The sequence below is a fragment of the Archangium sp. genome (assembly GCF_057119385.1).
The window spans coordinates 163,936-178,823 of sequence record NZ_DBNGVP010000125.1; the positions used below are offsets into that span (position 1 = coordinate 163,936).

Annotated in this window: 15 protein-coding genes; 8 read left to right on the forward strand and 7 right to left on the reverse strand. The window is 69.1% G+C overall.

What is annotated here, in order from left to right:
* Window positions 1-35: 35 nt before the first annotated feature.
* Window positions 36-728: a DUF2293 domain-containing protein gene (locus AC16DP_RS31050; protein ID WP_329729684.1), complete on the forward strand. Its 693-nt coding sequence runs from the start codon at window positions 36-38 to the stop codon at window positions 726-728.
* Between the two features lie 6 nt (window positions 729-734).
* Here AC16DP_RS31050 and AC16DP_RS31055 read toward each other — a convergent pair whose 3' ends face one another.
* Window positions 735-1,217, reverse strand: a complete 483-nt coding sequence (locus AC16DP_RS31055; protein ID WP_329729683.1) for a DUF6714 family protein — start codon at window positions 1,215-1,217, stop codon at window positions 735-737.
* Window positions 1,218-1,223: 6 nt separating this feature from the next.
* Complete coding sequence (locus tag AC16DP_RS31060; RefSeq protein ID WP_329729682.1) at window positions 1,224-1,616, reverse strand: hypothetical protein; 393 nt, start codon at window positions 1,614-1,616, stop codon at window positions 1,224-1,226.
* A gap of 156 nt (window positions 1,617-1,772) precedes the next feature.
* Here AC16DP_RS31060 and AC16DP_RS31065 point away from each other — a divergent pair, with 156 nt between their 5' ends.
* Genes AC16DP_RS31065 through AC16DP_RS31080 form a run of 4 tightly spaced genes read left to right on the forward strand, consistent with a single transcriptional unit; the run spans window position 1,773 to window position 8,278 of the window.
* Window positions 1,773-2,507 carry a TetR/AcrR family transcriptional regulator gene (locus AC16DP_RS31065; protein WP_329729681.1) on the forward strand — a complete coding sequence of 245 codons (735 nt, stop codon included), beginning with the start codon at window positions 1,773-1,775 and terminating at the stop codon, window positions 2,505-2,507.
* Window positions 2,504-3,610 carry an efflux RND transporter periplasmic adaptor subunit gene (locus AC16DP_RS31070; protein ID WP_329729680.1) on the forward strand — a complete coding sequence of 369 codons (1,107 nt, stop codon included), beginning with the start codon at window positions 2,504-2,506 and terminating at the stop codon, window positions 3,608-3,610. Before AC16DP_RS31065 ends, AC16DP_RS31070 begins: the two co-directional genes overlap by 4 nt.
* 31 nt (window positions 3,611-3,641) lie before the next feature.
* On the forward strand, window positions 3,642-6,758 hold the full coding sequence (locus AC16DP_RS31075) for an efflux RND transporter permease subunit (RefSeq protein WP_329729679.1): 3,117 nt from the start codon (window positions 3,642-3,644) through the stop codon (window positions 6,756-6,758).
* A gap of 50 nt (window positions 6,759-6,808) precedes the next feature.
* Window positions 6,809-8,278, forward strand: coding sequence for a TolC family protein (locus tag AC16DP_RS31080; RefSeq protein WP_329729678.1), 1,470 nt, complete (start codon window positions 6,809-6,811; stop codon window positions 8,276-8,278).
* A gap of 6 nt (window positions 8,279-8,284) precedes the next feature.
* On the opposite strand, the gene AC16DP_RS31085 is transcribed toward AC16DP_RS31080, so the two are convergent.
* Window positions 8,285-9,037: a hypothetical protein gene (locus tag AC16DP_RS31085; RefSeq protein ID WP_329729677.1), complete on the reverse strand. Its 753-nt coding sequence runs from the start codon at window positions 9,035-9,037 to the stop codon at window positions 8,285-8,287.
* A 35-nt stretch (window positions 9,038-9,072) separates the two neighbouring features.
* On the opposite strand from AC16DP_RS31085, the gene AC16DP_RS31090 reads away from it, so the two are divergent.
* Window positions 9,073-9,630, forward strand: coding sequence for a DUF2378 family protein (locus AC16DP_RS31090; RefSeq protein WP_329729676.1), 558 nt, complete (start codon window positions 9,073-9,075; stop codon window positions 9,628-9,630).
* Window positions 9,627-10,115 (forward strand): hypothetical protein, encoded by a 489-nt coding sequence (locus tag AC16DP_RS31095; RefSeq protein WP_329729675.1) that lies wholly within the window; start codon window positions 9,627-9,629, stop codon window positions 10,113-10,115. The genes AC16DP_RS31090 and AC16DP_RS31095 overlap by 4 nt, the downstream gene beginning before the upstream one ends.
* 1 nt (window position 10,116) lies before the next feature.
* On the opposite strand, the gene AC16DP_RS31100 is transcribed toward AC16DP_RS31095, so the two are convergent.
* The 3 genes from AC16DP_RS31100 to AC16DP_RS31110 form a co-directional block, all read right to left on the reverse strand.
* Complete coding sequence (locus AC16DP_RS31100) at window positions 10,117-10,683, reverse strand: endonuclease dU (protein WP_329729674.1); 567 nt, start codon at window positions 10,681-10,683, stop codon at window positions 10,117-10,119.
* A gap of 67 nt (window positions 10,684-10,750) precedes the next feature.
* Complete coding sequence (locus AC16DP_RS31105) at window positions 10,751-10,957, reverse strand: cold-shock protein (protein WP_108072049.1); 207 nt, start codon at window positions 10,955-10,957, stop codon at window positions 10,751-10,753.
* Between the two features lie 120 nt (window positions 10,958-11,077).
* Window positions 11,078-11,992: a fatty acid desaturase family protein gene (locus AC16DP_RS31110; protein ID WP_329729673.1), complete on the reverse strand. Its 915-nt coding sequence runs from the start codon at window positions 11,990-11,992 to the stop codon at window positions 11,078-11,080.
* Between the two features lie 199 nt (window positions 11,993-12,191).
* On the opposite strand from AC16DP_RS31110, the gene AC16DP_RS31115 reads away from it, so the two are divergent.
* A complete protein-coding gene (locus AC16DP_RS31115; RefSeq protein ID WP_047854952.1) occupies window positions 12,192-12,512 on the forward strand; it encodes a transcriptional regulator in 321 nt (106 codons plus the stop codon).
* 93 nt (window positions 12,513-12,605) lie between these two features.
* Here the strand turns inward: AC16DP_RS31115 and AC16DP_RS31120 are convergent.
* A partial coding sequence (locus AC16DP_RS31120) for a sodium-translocating pyrophosphatase (protein WP_483956906.1) occupies window positions 12,606-14,888 on the reverse strand: 2,283 nt, incomplete at its 5' end.

Below are 14,888 nucleotides of genomic sequence, written 5' to 3' on the forward strand. Positions count from 1 at the left end.
TGACTCGGCATGCGGTATAGGCGCCAGCGGCCGACATGAGCGACTCCCTCACCGTCTCCCCCACGAGCGACCCGCGCCGCGTGCGCGCGGCCGATGGCGCCCTCCTCTCCATCCCCCCGGGCTGGGCCCTGTTGCCCCCGGGTGATGCCGGACTCACCCGCCGGGTGAAGGCCGCCGGTCCCAGCTGGACGGTGGTGGAGAAGAAGGGCCGCAAAATCTTCTCCCAGGGGGTGTGGGCGCCCGAGGCCCACATCACCGCCGCCCGGGCGGCCCTGGAGACGGAGCGCGCCACCCCGGCCTATGCGAAGAAGCGGGAGGCGGACGTGCGCCGCCGCGAGCGCGAGCAGGCCGAGTACGAGGTGGACTTCGCCAACGCGGTGCTGCGTTTCCTGGCCTTCGCGCCCGTCTTCACGGCCCAGGCGAAGAAGCTGGCGGTGGCGGTGTCGGCCCATGCGACGCCGGTGGGCAGTGGCACGGTGGCGCGGACCGAGCGCATCCCCCTCGAGCGCCGCGCCGAGGCGGCGGTCATCGCGTGGATGCGTCACCAGACGACGGCGTACGACAACCTGCAGATTGCCCGGGTGAAGGGCGCCCGCCGCGAGGTGCGCCGCGAGCTGGCCGAGGTGTCCCGCGCGGTGCTGGACCTGCACCGCCGCGACGTGCCCCACGCTCCGGCCGCGTGCCCCCTGTGCACCGCCCTGGGGCGGCTCGGCGCGCCTGCACCGTAGCCCTCGCTACTGCCGCTCCCAGTACCTCTCGAGCGCGAGACGGGGCTCCTGTCCCTGCGAGAAGTAGTGCGAAGCCTCGTCCCTGGCGTACTCCAGGAATGCCCGGACGGCCCGCTTCTGCTCAGGGGAGAGCCCTTCGAACCGGTCGAGCTGCCAGTCGCGAAGGCGCTGCTCCTCGGGGGTGGACCCCTGGGGAAGGGTCAGACCATAGACGGTATGGGGCATCAGATTGCCGTGGTCCTCCAACGCGGCCAGCAGGTAGGCGGGGAGGTAGTACCTGAAGCCCTCCGAGCTCAGGAAGGAGCTGGAGTGGTACTGAAGCTCGGCGGGGGATAGCTCCCTCCAGTGCCGCCCCTTGAAGGCGTGGGCCAGCTCCGCGCTCTCCCAGTCGTCGGCGTCATAGCCGATGCGGTCATCCCCGGGATGGGGGGCGTCGGCGAAGGCGGCTTCGATCCGCCGCTGGAGGGCTTCACGTCTGGAGCCTGGCATGACGGCTCACCGGCACTGCTTTGGGCAGCGCTGCAGGTCCATGAGCCGTGAGCACTCAGCGGCGCCGCTCCGGTAGTTCTCCACTTCCCTGCGGTGATTCTCGTCTCCCCCTCGGAAGCACTTGTCCATGATGGCCACCCTGGCGCTGATGCATCGCTGATACTTCAGTAGGTTCGCGAGCAGCTCGGCACAGCTTTGGTACTCGTGGCACCGCATGCTCGTCGCCTTGCAGGCGCGCCCGACCTCTTCCTTCAACAGCTTGTGTTCCTCCTCGGAGCAGTCACCGGGGGCACGGAGTGGCTGCCCGGCGCTGAGCGGACCAGGAAAAACGCAGACGGTCCCAAGTAGCAGGAGGGCGCATGAACCCTGAATGCGTCGGGCAATGAGCGCGGGCAGCATGGGCGGGCACGCTAGACCCGGGGCTTGGAAAACGCTCCTTCATGATTGATTAGTGGGGATGATTGTTTTGATGAGTTTATATGTCGGTGTTTCTGACCCGAGATTCAGTAATCCCCTGGCGGAGTTTCTGACCGGCGGGTTAGTCATGCGGGCGTCATGGCGCGTCCCGCGGATCCACATGCCCGTGCAGCACTCATCGCCGCCGCGCGAGCGGAGTTCGTGAAGAAGGGTCTGCGCGGCGCGCGCATCGAGGACATCACCGCCGCCTGCGGCCTCTCCAAGGGCGCCTTCTACCTGCACGCCGCCTCCAAGGAGGCCCTCTTCGGCGAGGTGGTGGCCGAGTTCACCTCCGCGATGAACCTGCTCATCGAGCGGCGCATCCAGGAGATGGAGCGCTTCCACGCCGAGCACGGCTCGCTGGAGGCACGCGACGTGGCCGAGCGCTCCGAGCGCTACGAGCTCCTGGTGCGGATGAGCACCGAGTCGGACCTGGGCACGCTGGAGCTGATGTGGGCCTACCGCGACGTGGTGCACGTGCTCATGCGCGGCAGCCAGGGCACCGAGTTCGAGTCGCTCATGTGGGGCATGGTGGACCGCGAGGTGTCTCGGGTGACGCAGGAGTTCCAGCGCCTGCAGAAGGACTGCGTGAGCCGCGCGGACGTGCCCCCCACCGTCATCGGCTCGCTCATCGTCGGCACGTACGTGCTGCTGGCCCAGCAGATGAGCCAGATGGAGCAGAAGCCGGACCTGGCCGCGTGGGCCCGCTCCATCCACCGGCTCATCCGCGAGGGCAGCCTGCCTCCGAAAGCCGCCACCGCGCCCAAGAAGACTTCCCCGCGCAGGCCGAAGGCCCGCGCCGTTTCCCGTCCCCGTAGCACCTCGAGGTCATGACCGTGAAACTCTCCAGGACGCCGCTCGTCGCCGGGCTCGCCGCCGTGGGCCTGGCCGCCACCGCGCTTCCCCTCTCGGGCTGCAAGGCCGACGCCGCTCCGGCCACCACCCCCAAGGCCGCCGTGCCGGAGCTTCCCGCCGTGACGGTGCTCTCGCCGCGCTCGGTGAAGACGGCGCTGCGCGAGGAGGTGACGGGCACGCTCTTCCCCGCCCAGGCCCTGCAGGTGGGCTTCGAGGTGGGCGGCCGTCTGGACAAGGTGCGCGTGAAGAAGGGCCAGACGGTGCAGGAGGGCCAGGTGCTCGCGCAGCTCAACCCGGAGATTTCGGACGCGCAGCTCGCCCAGGCCCAGGCCGCCGTGGCCGCCGCCGAGGTGAGCGCCGCCATGGCCGCCGACGTGGCCGGCCGCAACGCGAAGCTGCAGGAGCAGGGCAACGTGAGCGACCTGCAGAACCTCACCTCCAGCACCCAGGCGAAGCAGGCCGAGGCGCAGCTGCTCGCCGCGAAGGCGCAGCTCGCGCAGGCGCAGGCGGGCCGGCGCAAGCACGACCTCAAGGCGCCCTTCACCGGCACCGTCGTGGACGCACCCGAGCAGGTGGGTGCCATCGTGGGCCCGGGCGTGCCGATGTTCTCGGTGGAGAACCTGGGCACCCTGCTGCTGAAGACGACGGTGACCGATTCCGTCCGCGCCCGCCTCAAGCCGGGCACGAAGGTTCGCGTCGAGGTTGTCGGGGGCGGCGCCTCCACGGACGAGGCCGTCATCCGCACTGTCATCGCCTCGGCGGACCCGGCCACCCGCCGCATCCCGGTGGACATCCTGGTGCCCAACAAGGATGGCCGCTTCGTGGCCAACACCCTGGCGCGCGTCCTCCTCCCGCTGAGCGAGGAGCAGGAGGCGCAGGCCGTGCCCGCCTCCGCGCTGTCCTCCTCGGGCGGTGACCATGTCTTCGTGGTGGGCGCCTCGGGCGAGGTGCGCCGCGTGGACGTCCAGGTCATCGAGCGCGGCATGCGCGAGGTGGTGGTGAAGGCCGCCGCTCCGCTGGACAAGGTCGTCGAGTACCCCACGCCGTCCCTCACCGAGGGTACGCGCGTCTCCGTGAAGTAATCCCCACCGCACGATTCCAGGGCGTCCCCCCATGCTCCTCAGCGACGTCTCCATTCGCCGGCCGGTCTTCACGGCCATGATGTCCCTCTGCCTCATCGTCCTCGGAGTGATGGGGTACACCCGGCTGGGTACCGATCTCTTCCCGGACATCTCCATCCCCGTGGTGGTGGTCAACACCCTCTACAAGGGCGCGGGCCCGGGAGAGATCGAGACCCAGATCATCAAGCCCGTCGAGGATGCCGTCGCCGGCATCAGCGGCGTGGATAAAATCCACTCCTTCAGCCGCGAGAACGTGGGCACGGTCATCGTCCAGTTCAAGCTGTCGGCCAACCTGGACCGCTCGGTGCAGGAGGTGCGCGACAAGGTCTCGGGCATCACCTACAAGCTGCCGCAGGAGGCGGATGTACCGGTGGTGGGCCGCGTGGACATCTCCGCGGTTCCCGTCCTCACCTACGCGGCGAGCGCCGAGGTGGACTCGCGCGCGGTGCGCAAGATCATCGAGGACAAGCTCAAGCCGTCGCTGGCGCAGCTGGAGGGCGTTGCGGACGTGCGCATCAACGGCGGTGACCTGCGGGAAATCCAGGTGGACGTGGACCTGGACAAGGCGCGCGCGGTGGGCGTGTCCGCGATGGACATCGCCCAGCGCATCGGCCAGGAGAACCTGGACCTGCCGGCGGGCCGGTTGCAGCTGGGTCCCACCGAGCTGACGGTGCGCTCGCTGGGTCAGTTCAAGAGCGTGGACGAGCTGCGCCAGCTCCCGGTGGCCCAGAGCCGCACGGGCGCGCAGGTGCGGCTGGAGGAGATCGCCACCGTCACCGACGGCGCGGCCGAGCGCCGCACCACGGCGCGCCTCAACGGCAATGACGCCGTCATCCTCGAGGTCATCAAGCAGCCCGGCTCCAACACCGTGGCGGTGAGCGACGCGGTGAAGAAGGCCATGGACAAGGTGGTGCCCACCCTGGGTTACGGCTTCCAGACGCGGCTGCTCATCGACCAGTCGGTGGACATCCGCGAGAACGCCCACGAGGTGTGGGTCGCGCTCCTCTTCGGTGGCGCGATGGCGGTGCTCATCATCCTGATGTTCCTGTTGGATCCGCGCGGCACCTTCATCTCCTCGCTGGCGCTGCCCACCTCCGTGATCGGCACGTTCTTCGTGATGTACGGGCTGGGCTACTCGCTCAACCAGATGACGCTGCTGGCGCTGTCGCTGGCCATCGGTCTGCTCATCGACGACGCGGTGGTGGTGCGCGAGGCCATCACCCACCGCCTGGAGCAGGGTGAAGACCCCGTGAGCGCGGCCTCCAACGGAACGAAGGACGTGGGTCTGGCGGTGCTCGCCACCACGTTCGCCCTGGTGGCGGTGTTCGTCCCGGTGGCCTTCATGCCCGGCATGGTGGGCCAGTTCCTCCAGCAGTTCGGCATCACCATCTCGGTGGCCGTGCTCATCTCGCTCTTCATCTCCTTCACGTTGGACCCGATGCTGTCCGCGCGCCTGGCCAGGCAGCGCAAGCCGGGCGAGCACCACCAGGAGAACGCGGTGGCCAGCGCCATCCGCCGCTTCCTGGATGGCAGCGAGCGCGTCTACTCGAACATCCTGCGCTGGGTGCTCGACCACAAGTGGCTCACCACGGGCATCACCGTGGGGGTGATGGTGGTGTCCTTCGGGGCCGCCAGCCGCCTGGGCATGGAGTTCATCTCGGCCGAGGACCGCTCGCAGTTCATCGTGCAGCTCATCCTGCCCGACGCCTCCAGCCTGGAGCAGACGGCCACGCGCGTGGCGCAGGCCGAGAAGGTCCTCAAGGGCATGCCCGAGGTGACGGACATCTACGCCATCGTGGGTGACAACGGCGACGTGAACAAGGCGCGCCTCCGGGTCATCGTCACCAACAAGCAGTCGCGCGCGCGCGGCATCCAGGCCATCAAGGAGGAGGCGCGCACGCTGCTCACCGAGGCCCTGCCCGCCACCCGCGTCAACCTGCAGGACCTGCCCATCATCGACGGCCTCGGTGGCGACTTCTATCCCATCATGATTCGCGTCACCGGCCCGGAGCTGGCCAGAATCCACGAGGAGTCCGAGCGCATCGCCCAGATTCTCCGGGACATCCCGGGCACGGCGGACGTGCGCGTGGACTACAACCCGCCCAAGCCGGAGCTGGCCATCGAGGTGGACCGGGCGCGCGCCAAGGACCTGGGCGTGAGCGCCGCGGCCATCGCCCTGCAGATGCGCATGGCCATCGGTGGTGACGTGGCCGCCAAGCTGCGCGAGGGCGTGGACGAGACGGACATCCGCGTGCGCCTGAGCGAGCGCGACCGCGCCACCCCCGAGCGCGTGCGGCAGCTGATGATCGGCACGCCCAAGGGGCTCGTCCCGGTGACGGACGTGGCGAAGGTGGAGCTGCGCGACGGACCGAGCGTCATCGAGCACGAGAACCGTCAGCGCCAGCTCGCCATCTACTCGCAGCTCAATGGCGCGGCCCTGGGTGACGTGGCGGCGGAGCTCAAGAAGAAGATCGCCGAGAAGCCGCTGGCCCCGGGCTACTCGCTCATCTACGACGGGCAGATCAAGATGATGTCCGAGCAGAACGACGCCTTCGCCACCGCGTTCCTGCTGGCCTTCGTCTTCATCTACATGGTGCTCGCCAGCCAGTTCGAGTCCTTCAAGCACCCCTTCACCATCATGGTGTCGCTGCCGCTGGCGCTCGTGGGCGCGCTGCTGGGCCTCGTCTTCGGCGGCTACCACGTGTCCATGGGCGCGATGATCGGCATCATCCTGCTGATGGGCCTGGTGACGAAGAACGCCATCCTCCTGGTGGACGGCGCGCTGCAGTACCTGCGCGAGGGTGCCACGGTGGACGAGGCGCTCATGAAGGCGGGTCCGCGCCGGCTGCGGCCCATCCTCATGACGAGCGCCGCCATGGCCATCGGCATGGTGCCCACCGCCATCGGCAAGGGCGTGGGCTCCGAGTTCCGCGCCCCCATGGCCATCGCCGTCATCGGCGGCGTCATCACCTCCACCTTCCTCACGCTGCTGGTGGTGCCGGTGGTGTTCGCGGCCATGGAGCGCCTCGGCTTCTCCAAGCGTCCCCAGAAGAAGGACGAGGGCCTGCCCATCCCCGTCCCGGAGTCCCAGGAGCAGCGCGCCGCCTGAGCGGTCCGGGCGCTGCCCCTCCCCCCATCCTCCTTCGCTTGCTCCTGCCCATGTTCATCCGAATCGCCGCCGGGTCCGCCCGGCGCCCCCTGTCGCTCGTCCTCCTCGCCGCCCTCTCCCCGCTCGGTGCGCTCGCCCAGGCGCCCGCGGACGCCCCGCGCGCCGTGGGGCAGGCTCCCGCCGCTCGGCCCGCGACGGTGGGGGCTCCCGCTCCCGGCACGCTGCGCACGGTGACGCTGCGCGAGGCGCTCTCCCTGGCCTCGGTGCAGAGCCCGGACGTGGCCGCCGCCCGCGCCCAGGCCGCCGTGGCCGCCGCCGGTGTCCGCCGCGCCTGGACGGCCTGGCAGCCCGAGCTGACGGTCGGCGCCCAGTACGTCCACGCCAGCGCCGAGGCCCAGCTCGACCTCGGCAGCTTCGTCGGGCTGGTGGCCGGCGTGTTCCAGCTCATGCCCGTCAATCCGCAGCTCGTCCCGGAGCCCGTCGTCATCACGGCGCGCAACTCGCAGTACGCGTCGGCGCAGATCTCCCAGCCCCTCTTCACCCCGGCGGGCGTCTTCCTGCTCGGCCCGGCGAAGGCGGGCGCGGAGGCGGCGGAGCTGGGCGCCCTGGAAGCGCGCGAGCAGGTGCTGCTGGGCGTGGCGCGCACCTACCTGGGGCTGCAGGGCATCCAGCAGATGATGGACGCGGCGCGGGAGGCCGAGTCGGTGGCCCTCCAGCGCGAGGGCGAGGCGAAGGCGCAGCTCGGCGCGGGCATGACGGTGGAGGCGGCGCTGCTGCGCGCCCAGTCGGAGACGGCCCATGCCCGCGTGCAGCTGGCGCAGCTCTCCGGCCAGTACGCGCAGCTGGTGGCGCTCCTGGGCGCGCTGGTGGGCGAGCCGGTGCAGCCCGCCCCCTTCGAGGCCACGGGGGGGCCCCAGTGGCTCACCCCCTCGGAGGACCAGAGCCCCTGGGAGGACACGTACGCGGTGCGCTCGGCCTCGCTGGCGGTGAAGGCCAACGAGGGCAAGGTGACGTACGACCTCTTCTCGTGGCTGCCGAGCGTGGTGGCCCAGGCCCGCGGTCTCTACAACTCCAACGCCGGTTTCACCGGGCAGAACACCACCTACGAGGTGTCCGTCGCGGCCTCCATGCCGCTGTACGACCGCGGGCAGCGCTACGCGGCGCTGCACGAGGACCGCGCCCGGCTGGCGCAGGCGAAGGCGCAGTACGAGTCGGCGCGCGCCCGGGCCCGCGCCAACTGGGTGGCGGCCCGCGCCAACATCCAGGCCGCCGAGGCCGCGCTGGCCCAGGCCGAGTCCCAGGCGCAGCTCGCCGCCCGGGTGCAGAAGCAGGTGGCGGCGGCCTTCCGGGCCGGCATGTCCACCAGCCTGGAGATGTCGGACGCGGACACGCGGCGCTTCCTCGCCGCCAGCGCCGCGGCCCAGGCCCGCGCCACGCTCGAAATCCGCCGCGTGGAGCTGGCCGGTGCCGCTGGCCGCATCGCCGCCTCGCTCGAGCAGGCGGAGCAGGGCACGCCGTAGGGCGGCTCAGCCGGGGTAGAGAGAGTCCATCGTGTCCAGCACGGCCGAGAGCAGCTTCTTGCCCTCGGCCGTGTCCGGGCACAGCCCGCCCCAGGCGAGCGTGAGGTTGCTCCCCACCTGCTTGTAGAGCATCCGCCCGCGCATCCTCACCGGCTCGTAGCTCTGGCGGCCGTTGGCCATGAAGTCGTCGTGGGGCAGGCCGAAGACGGCGTAGTAGCGCAGGTCCGGCGACACCGCGTCCCGCAGGTAGTGCAGCCCGCTGGGGATGGTGGCCGCCACGTCCAGCACGTGCCAGGAGCGGTGCCGGCCCGGCTTCACCTCCTCGGCGCGGAAGCACATGCGCGGCGGCGGACACCCGAGCGCACCGGCGGTGAGCCAGTTGTAGTCCAGCTCCGGCACCTGCATCATCTCGGCGATGTGGGGGCTGCCGTCCGCGTGGAAGCCCCACGCGCTCCCGTCCGGCTCGTACGAGCGCAGCCCGTAGGCTCCGTAGAACACGTTGTACCAGGGGCTGTGCGGGTTGTAGTACTCGGAGCACCCCGTCGCGTCCGCGAAGTCTCCGATGGTGAACACCACCACCAGGTCGAAGGAGCGCCGCGTCTCGCGGGCCATGAAGGGCTCGTGCGCCACCGCCCCGATGGAGCCCGGCAGTGAGGGCACCGGGGTGGGGATGTTGGCGGCGGCCATGAAGTTGTCCCCCCCACCCGGCAAGGGGGTGGCGCGCATGGCCAGTGTCGCCAGCTCTTTTTGCAGTCCCATGAAGTGTTTCTCCCGTCCGCGCTAGACTCTCCGGCATGCCGGAGCGGCTCGTCTACGAACATACCGTCGAGGGGCTCTTCGTGAGGGGCCTCGCCAGGCGCATTTCACCCGCCGTGAAGCAGCGGCTGCGCCAGGCCGGGCTGGACCTGGACTGCAAGCTGCTGCCGGCCTACTCCTTCGACACCTGGGCCCGGTGCGTGGCCATCGTCGCCGACGCGCTCTACCCCAACGAGCTCCAGTCCGTGGCCTACCAGTATCTGGGCGCGCGGATGGTCGAGGGCTACCGGGAGACCTTCACCGGGCGGCTCATGTTCCGCGTCCTCCAGCTGCTCAGCCCCCAGCGCCTGGTGGCCCGCGCCGAGCAGAACTTCCGCTCGGGCAACAACTACACCGAGGTCCGCCACTCGGACATCGCCGCCAACGTGGTGGAGCTGTGGGTGAACGAGCCCGGGCCTACCCGCTATGTCGTCCAGGGCGCCATGCTCGAGATGCTTCGCGCCGTCCGCCCCGGGGATCTGGGCGTGCGCGTGGACCTGATCGACTTCACCGCCGAGAGCGTCACCTTCCGCGTCTCCTGGACGGAGGACGCGTGAGCCCCGGCGCACCCGAGGGGCCGGCGCTGCTCGCCGTGGACCTCGGGCTGCGCTCCGGGCTGGCCCTGTATGGCCCTGATGGGCGGTTGCGGTGGTATCGCTCGCAGAACTTCGGCAGCCAGTCCCGGCTCAAGCGCGCCGTGCCCTCCGTGCTGCACTCGGCCGGGCCGCTCGCGTGGTTGGTGCTGGAGGGCGGCGGGCCCATCGCCGAGGTGTGGGAGCGAGAGGCATCGCGGCGCGCGCTCCCCGTGCTCCGTGTGTCCGCCCAGGACTGGCGCGCGCGGTTGCTGTACGCCCGCGAGCAGCGCTCCGGTGGGCTGGCCAAGGATGCCGCGGATGGACTGGCGCGCCGCGTCATTGAGTGGGCTGGCGCTTCGCGGCCCACGTCGCTCCGGCATGACGCCGCGGAGGCGGTGCTGCTGGGGTTGTGGGCTTGCCTGGAAGTAGGGTGGTTGGAACAGGTTCCTCCCGAGGTCCGCAGGTAGGTCAGGCCCGCTTGGAGCTTTCCCCCGTGATGACCGCCGAGCCGATCAGGTGGGCCAATCGCAGCGCTTCCGGCACGTTCCCCCGGTCCGTCAGGCGTTTCAGGGCCTCGGCCACCCACTCCGGCTCCGCTCCCTGCACCTGGAACGTGAAGCCTCCCAGCTGATGGATGGGGCCCGCTCGCTTCAGCAGCTCCAGCCGCCGCTCCGGCCTCGGCAGGTGGCGCAGCGCGCGCTCCATCGCCTCCAGGTCCGGCAATCGCCTCATCACCGACACGCACGGCTTGCCCAGCGTCCCCGCCAGCCTCGGCAGGTCCACCACGTTGAAGCCCCCGAAGGCGATGCCGTCCAGCAGCACCAGGTGCAGCTGCGGCAGGAACTTGCCCCCCACCAGCAGCCGGCACACCTCGTCCGTCGCCGTCCACCCGTCCTTGCGCACCCGTCCCCAGACGAGCCCCTCGAAGCGCGTGCCCGCGCACACCACCCCCACCAGCGGCACCCTCGCTCCCGGGCGCTTCGTGAAGGGGGCATCGTCGAAGCCAGCGACTCGGGGCAGTGGAGGCAGACGCATGGGGACCAAAAAGAAAGAGCCCGACCCCGGACGAGGTCAGGCTCCTGGACTCGTCCGGGTTAGCGGACTAGCCGGCGGCGCGAACGTTCTGGGCCTGCAGACCCTTCGGGCCCTTGGTCACTTCGAACTCCACGCGCTGGCCCTCGGCCAGGGTGCGGAAGCCATCCATGTTGATGGCCGTGTGGTGGCAGAACACATCCTCGCCACCGCCGTCCTGCGTGATGAACCCGAAGCCCTTCGCGTCGTTGAACCACTTCACAGTACCAGTTGCCATGAACCGTTCTTCTTTCGTTACAAGGCGGAACATGCCGCCTTTTCGGCTCGGACTTGAGCCGGGGTTGAAGGCGTAGTCCGTCTATTCCTAAATGTCGAGAGGGGTGTCTCCCCGAAGTGTTCAGGTTCGAGCAGCGTTGATGCCCGACTCCAGGGCGTCCACGTCCTCGGACGTCAAGTGCACGGACTCGCCCGTGGGTGGATCAAAGGGCGCGCGGCCAATCTGCTTCGTGCCGAGGCTGGGGAAGAAGGGCGCCAGCAGGTAGTTGCGGATGCACCAGCCGAAGAAGCTGCGCTGCACCAGCTCCGGATGGATGTGCGGGGCAATCCTGGCGTGCAGCTCGGGCAGGGTGCTCCAGTGCGCGCCGGCCATCTCGTGGTGGGCCGTGTGCAGGCCGTTGTTGAAGAGGAAGAAGTTGATGAGCTTGCCATCGAAGCTGCGCGAGTGGTCGTGCTCGCTCCAGGGGTCCGTGTGGACGTGCTGGATGTAGTTGAAGAACATGATGGTCCACAGCGCGAAGAGCGCCGGGATGAGGAAGGCGAACGTCCACACCTTGATGCCCGCGGCCAGCCCGTGCATCGCGATGGCCACGCCCAGCAGCGCCAGATGCGCGCCCGCCCACACCACGTACTGCAGGATGATCTGCCGGTAGAGCGCGGGGTTGGAGCGGCGCGCCTTGGCGATGTACTGCTTGATGGGATCGCTCTGCCAGTAGGACGAGACGAAGAAGTACGTGAAGGCCACCAGCCAGTTGTTCTTGTTGGTGTAGCGCCAGGTGATGGTGGCGTCGCCGGCCTTGTTCACCAGCTTGTGGTGGTTGAGGTTGTGCGTGGGCACCCAGGCGAAGGTGGGGTAGCCGTAGAAGTGGGAGATCCACAGGCCCATCAGCGAGTTGAGGCGCCGGTTCTTGAAGGTGGGGCAGTGGTTGTGGTTGTGCGCGATGACTCCGGCGGCCAGCGCCAGATAGCAGCCGAGCGGGCTGAGGTACGGAATGAGCTCGGGCCTGGCGTACTGTGCCAGGGCGACGACCGGCATGAAGAGGCACCACAACAGGGTTCGGTAGTCGGCTGCGTAGCGAGGAGTCATGGAAGTCCCGGGGCTATAACCGACCCAGTATGTGACACCTAGAACCGATTCAGGAAGAGAGAGCGCCTCGCGCTGTCCGAGCAGGCATGCACCGGTGAACGCCTCGGCGGCCGGGAATGACTACTCTCAGAATGGGAGGTCGTGGCCGATGAGTCCCAGCCCTGTTCCCCAACCCCGGGCCGCCACGGTGCGTGGCGCGCTGGAAGCAGAACTGTCCTCGGCGCCGGAGACGGGCCTCACCGCGAAGGAGCTCTCCGCGCGGGTGGGCATCTCCGAGAAGGACGTGGCCGGGCACCTGGAGCACCTGGAGAAGTCCCTGCGCGCCGGTGGGGCCGCGCTCGAGGTGATTCCCTCCGAGTGCCTCGCCTGCGGCTTCGTCTTCAAGGACCGCAAGCGCCTCACGCGCCCCGGCTCCTGCCCCGAGTGCCGCTCCACCCGCATCGAGCCCCCCGCGTTCCGCATCCGCTGAGGGCCCGCCCGCGGTGCCCGCAAAAGCGAAGCGGCGGGAAGCCCGAGGCTCCCCGCCGCTCGTGTCACGCCGGCCCGTGGGGGCCGGGGGGGACTAGGCCGGCTTCACGCCCGCCTTGTCCTCACCGGCGATGGCGGCCATCGGGGTCTCGATGCGCATGCCGTAGAAGGAGCGGTACACGAACACCATCGAGGCGACGAAGAAGGCGCCCGCGAGCACCGTGGTGAGGGTGCGCTGGCCGGCCGCGCTCAGCTCCACCGCCAGCTCCACGGCGAGCAGGCCGAAGAGGGTGGTGAACTTGATGACCGGGTTGAGCGCCACGGACGAGGTGTCCTTGAACGGATCTCCCACCGTGTCGCCCACGACCGTGGCCGCGTGCAGGTCCGTGCCCTTGGCCTTCAGCTCCGTCTCCACCAGCTTCTTGGCGTTGTCCCACGCGCCACCGGCGTTCGCCATGAAGACGGCCTGGTAGAGGCCGAAGATGGCGATGGAGATGAGGTAGCCCACGAAGAAGTACGGCTCGAGGAACGCGAAGGCCAGGGTGCTGAAGAACACACCCAGGAAGATGTTGAGCATGCCCTTCTGCGCGTACTGGGTGCAGATCTCCACCACGCGCTTGGAGTCCTCCACGCTCGCCTTCTCCACGCCCTCCAGCTTGATGTTGGCCTTGATGAACTCCACCGCGCGGTAGGCGCCGGTGGACACGGCCTGCATCGACGCGCCGGAGAACCAGTAGATGACCGCGCCGCCCGTCACCAGGCCCAGCAGGAACGGGGCGTGCAGCAGCGACAGGTTGGCCGCGTTGGCCGCGTTGAGCATGCGCAGGCCGTCCGCGCCCGTGTTGATGCCCACCAGGATGACGATGATGGAGAAGATCATCGTGGTGGCACCCACCACGGCGGTGCCGATGAGCACCGGCTTGGCGGTGGCCTTGAAGGTGTTGCCCGCGCCGTCGTTCTCCTCGAGGTACTCCTTGCCCTTCTCGAAGTCCGGGGTGAAGCCGAAGTCCTTCTGGACCTCCGCCTTCACGTTGGGGACGTTCTCGATGAGGGACAGCTCGTACACGCTCTGCGCGTTGTCCGTCACCGGACCGTACGAGTCCACCGCGATGGTGACCGGGCCCATGCCCAGGAAGCCGAAGGCCACCAGACCGAAGGCGAACACCGCCGGGGCGATCATCAGCGTGTTGGGGATGTCCAGGCTGAAGAAGTAGGCCCCGCCCATCAGCGCCGCGATGATGATGCCCATCCAGTAGGCCGAGAAGTTACCGGCCACCAGGCCCGAGATGACGTTGAGCGACGCACCACCCTCGCGGGAGGCCGTGACGACCTCGCGCACGTGGCGGCTCTCGGTGGAGGTGAAGACCTTGATGGCCTCGGGGATGATGGCGCCGGCCAGGGTGCCGCAGGTGATGATGGCCGACATCTTCCACCACAGGCTGCCGTCATCGGCCAGGTTGGGGATGAGCAGGTAGGACACCAGGAACGTCAGCGCCACGGACACGATGGACGTCAGCCACACCAGGAACGTGAGCGGGTGCTCGAAGTTCATGTGGTCCGCGTTCTTGTACTTGCCGCCCTGGATGATGCCGTTGAGGCCGTAGGAGCCGAGCGAGGCCAGCACCATCACGATGCGCATCATGAAGATCCACACGAGCAGCTGGACCTGGTACTGGGGCGGAACGGCCAGGAGGATGAAGGTGATGAGCGCCACGCCCGTCACGCCGTAGGTCTCGAAGCCGTCGGCCGAGGGGCCCACCGAGTCACCGGCGTTGTCACCGGTGCAGTCGGCGATCACGCCGGGGTTGCGCGCGTCGTCTTCCTTGATCTTGAAGACGATCTTCATGAGGTCCGAGCCGATGTCGGCGATCTTCGTGAAGATGCCGCCGGCGATGCGGAGCGCGGACGCGCCGAGCGACTCGCCGATGGCGAAGCCGATGAAGCACGGGCCGGCGAGGTCGTTCGGGATGAAGAGGAGGATGAAGAGCATGATGAGCAGCTCGACGCTGATGAGCATCGTGCCGATCGACATGCCCGCCTTGAGCGGGATCGCGAAGGTCGGGAAGGGCTTGCCGGCGAGCGAGGCGAAGGCGGAGCGGCTGTTCGCGTAGGTGTTCACGCGGATGCCGAACCAGGCGACGCCCGAGGAGCCGATGATCCCGATGAGGGAGAAGACGAGGATGACCGCCACGCGGCCGGCGCCCATCCCGTGGCCGCCGCCCGGCCCCTCGGCGAGGAAGCCGAAGTACGCGACGATGACGACCGCCATGAAGGCCCAGAGGATCCCGATGAACCTGAACTGGGTCTTGAGATAGGTCCCGGCCGTCGCGTAGATGAGCTCGGAGATCTCGAGCATCGACTTGTGGACCGGGAGCGC

Bases quoted from the DNA above. Each gene is read 5' to 3' on its own strand.
- AC16DP_RS31050 (WP_329729684.1), top strand. From the start codon at position 36: ATGAGCGACTCCCTCACCGTCTCCCCCACGAGCGACCCGCGCCGCGTG.
- AC16DP_RS31055 (WP_329729683.1), bottom strand. From the start codon at position 1,217: ATGCCAGGCTCCAGACGTGAAGCCCTCCAGCGGCGGATCGAAGCCGCC.
- AC16DP_RS31060 (WP_329729682.1), bottom strand. From the start codon at position 1,616: ATGCTGCCCGCGCTCATTGCCCGACGCATTCAGGGTTCATGCGCCCTC.
- AC16DP_RS31065 (WP_329729681.1), top strand. From the start codon at position 1,773: ATGGCGCGTCCCGCGGATCCACATGCCCGTGCAGCACTCATCGCCGCC.
- AC16DP_RS31070 (WP_329729680.1), top strand. From the start codon at position 2,504: ATGACCGTGAAACTCTCCAGGACGCCGCTCGTCGCCGGGCTCGCCGCC.
- AC16DP_RS31075 (WP_329729679.1), top strand. From the start codon at position 3,642: ATGCTCCTCAGCGACGTCTCCATTCGCCGGCCGGTCTTCACGGCCATG.
- AC16DP_RS31080 (WP_329729678.1), top strand. From the start codon at position 6,809: ATGTTCATCCGAATCGCCGCCGGGTCCGCCCGGCGCCCCCTGTCGCTC.
- AC16DP_RS31085 (WP_329729677.1), bottom strand. From the start codon at position 9,037: ATGGGACTGCAAAAAGAGCTGGCGACACTGGCCATGCGCGCCACCCCC.
- AC16DP_RS31090 (WP_329729676.1), top strand. From the start codon at position 9,073: ATGCCGGAGCGGCTCGTCTACGAACATACCGTCGAGGGGCTCTTCGTG.
- AC16DP_RS31100 (WP_329729674.1), bottom strand. From the start codon at position 10,683: ATGCGTCTGCCTCCACTGCCCCGAGTCGCTGGCTTCGACGATGCCCCC.
- AC16DP_RS31105 (WP_108072049.1), bottom strand. From the start codon at position 10,957: ATGGCAACTGGTACTGTGAAGTGGTTCAACGACGCGAAGGGCTTCGGG.
- AC16DP_RS31110 (WP_329729673.1), bottom strand. From the start codon at position 11,992: ATGCCGGTCGTCGCCCTGGCACAGTACGCCAGGCCCGAGCTCATTCCG.
- AC16DP_RS31115 (WP_047854952.1), top strand. From the start codon at position 12,192: ATGAGTCCCAGCCCTGTTCCCCAACCCCGGGCCGCCACGGTGCGTGGC.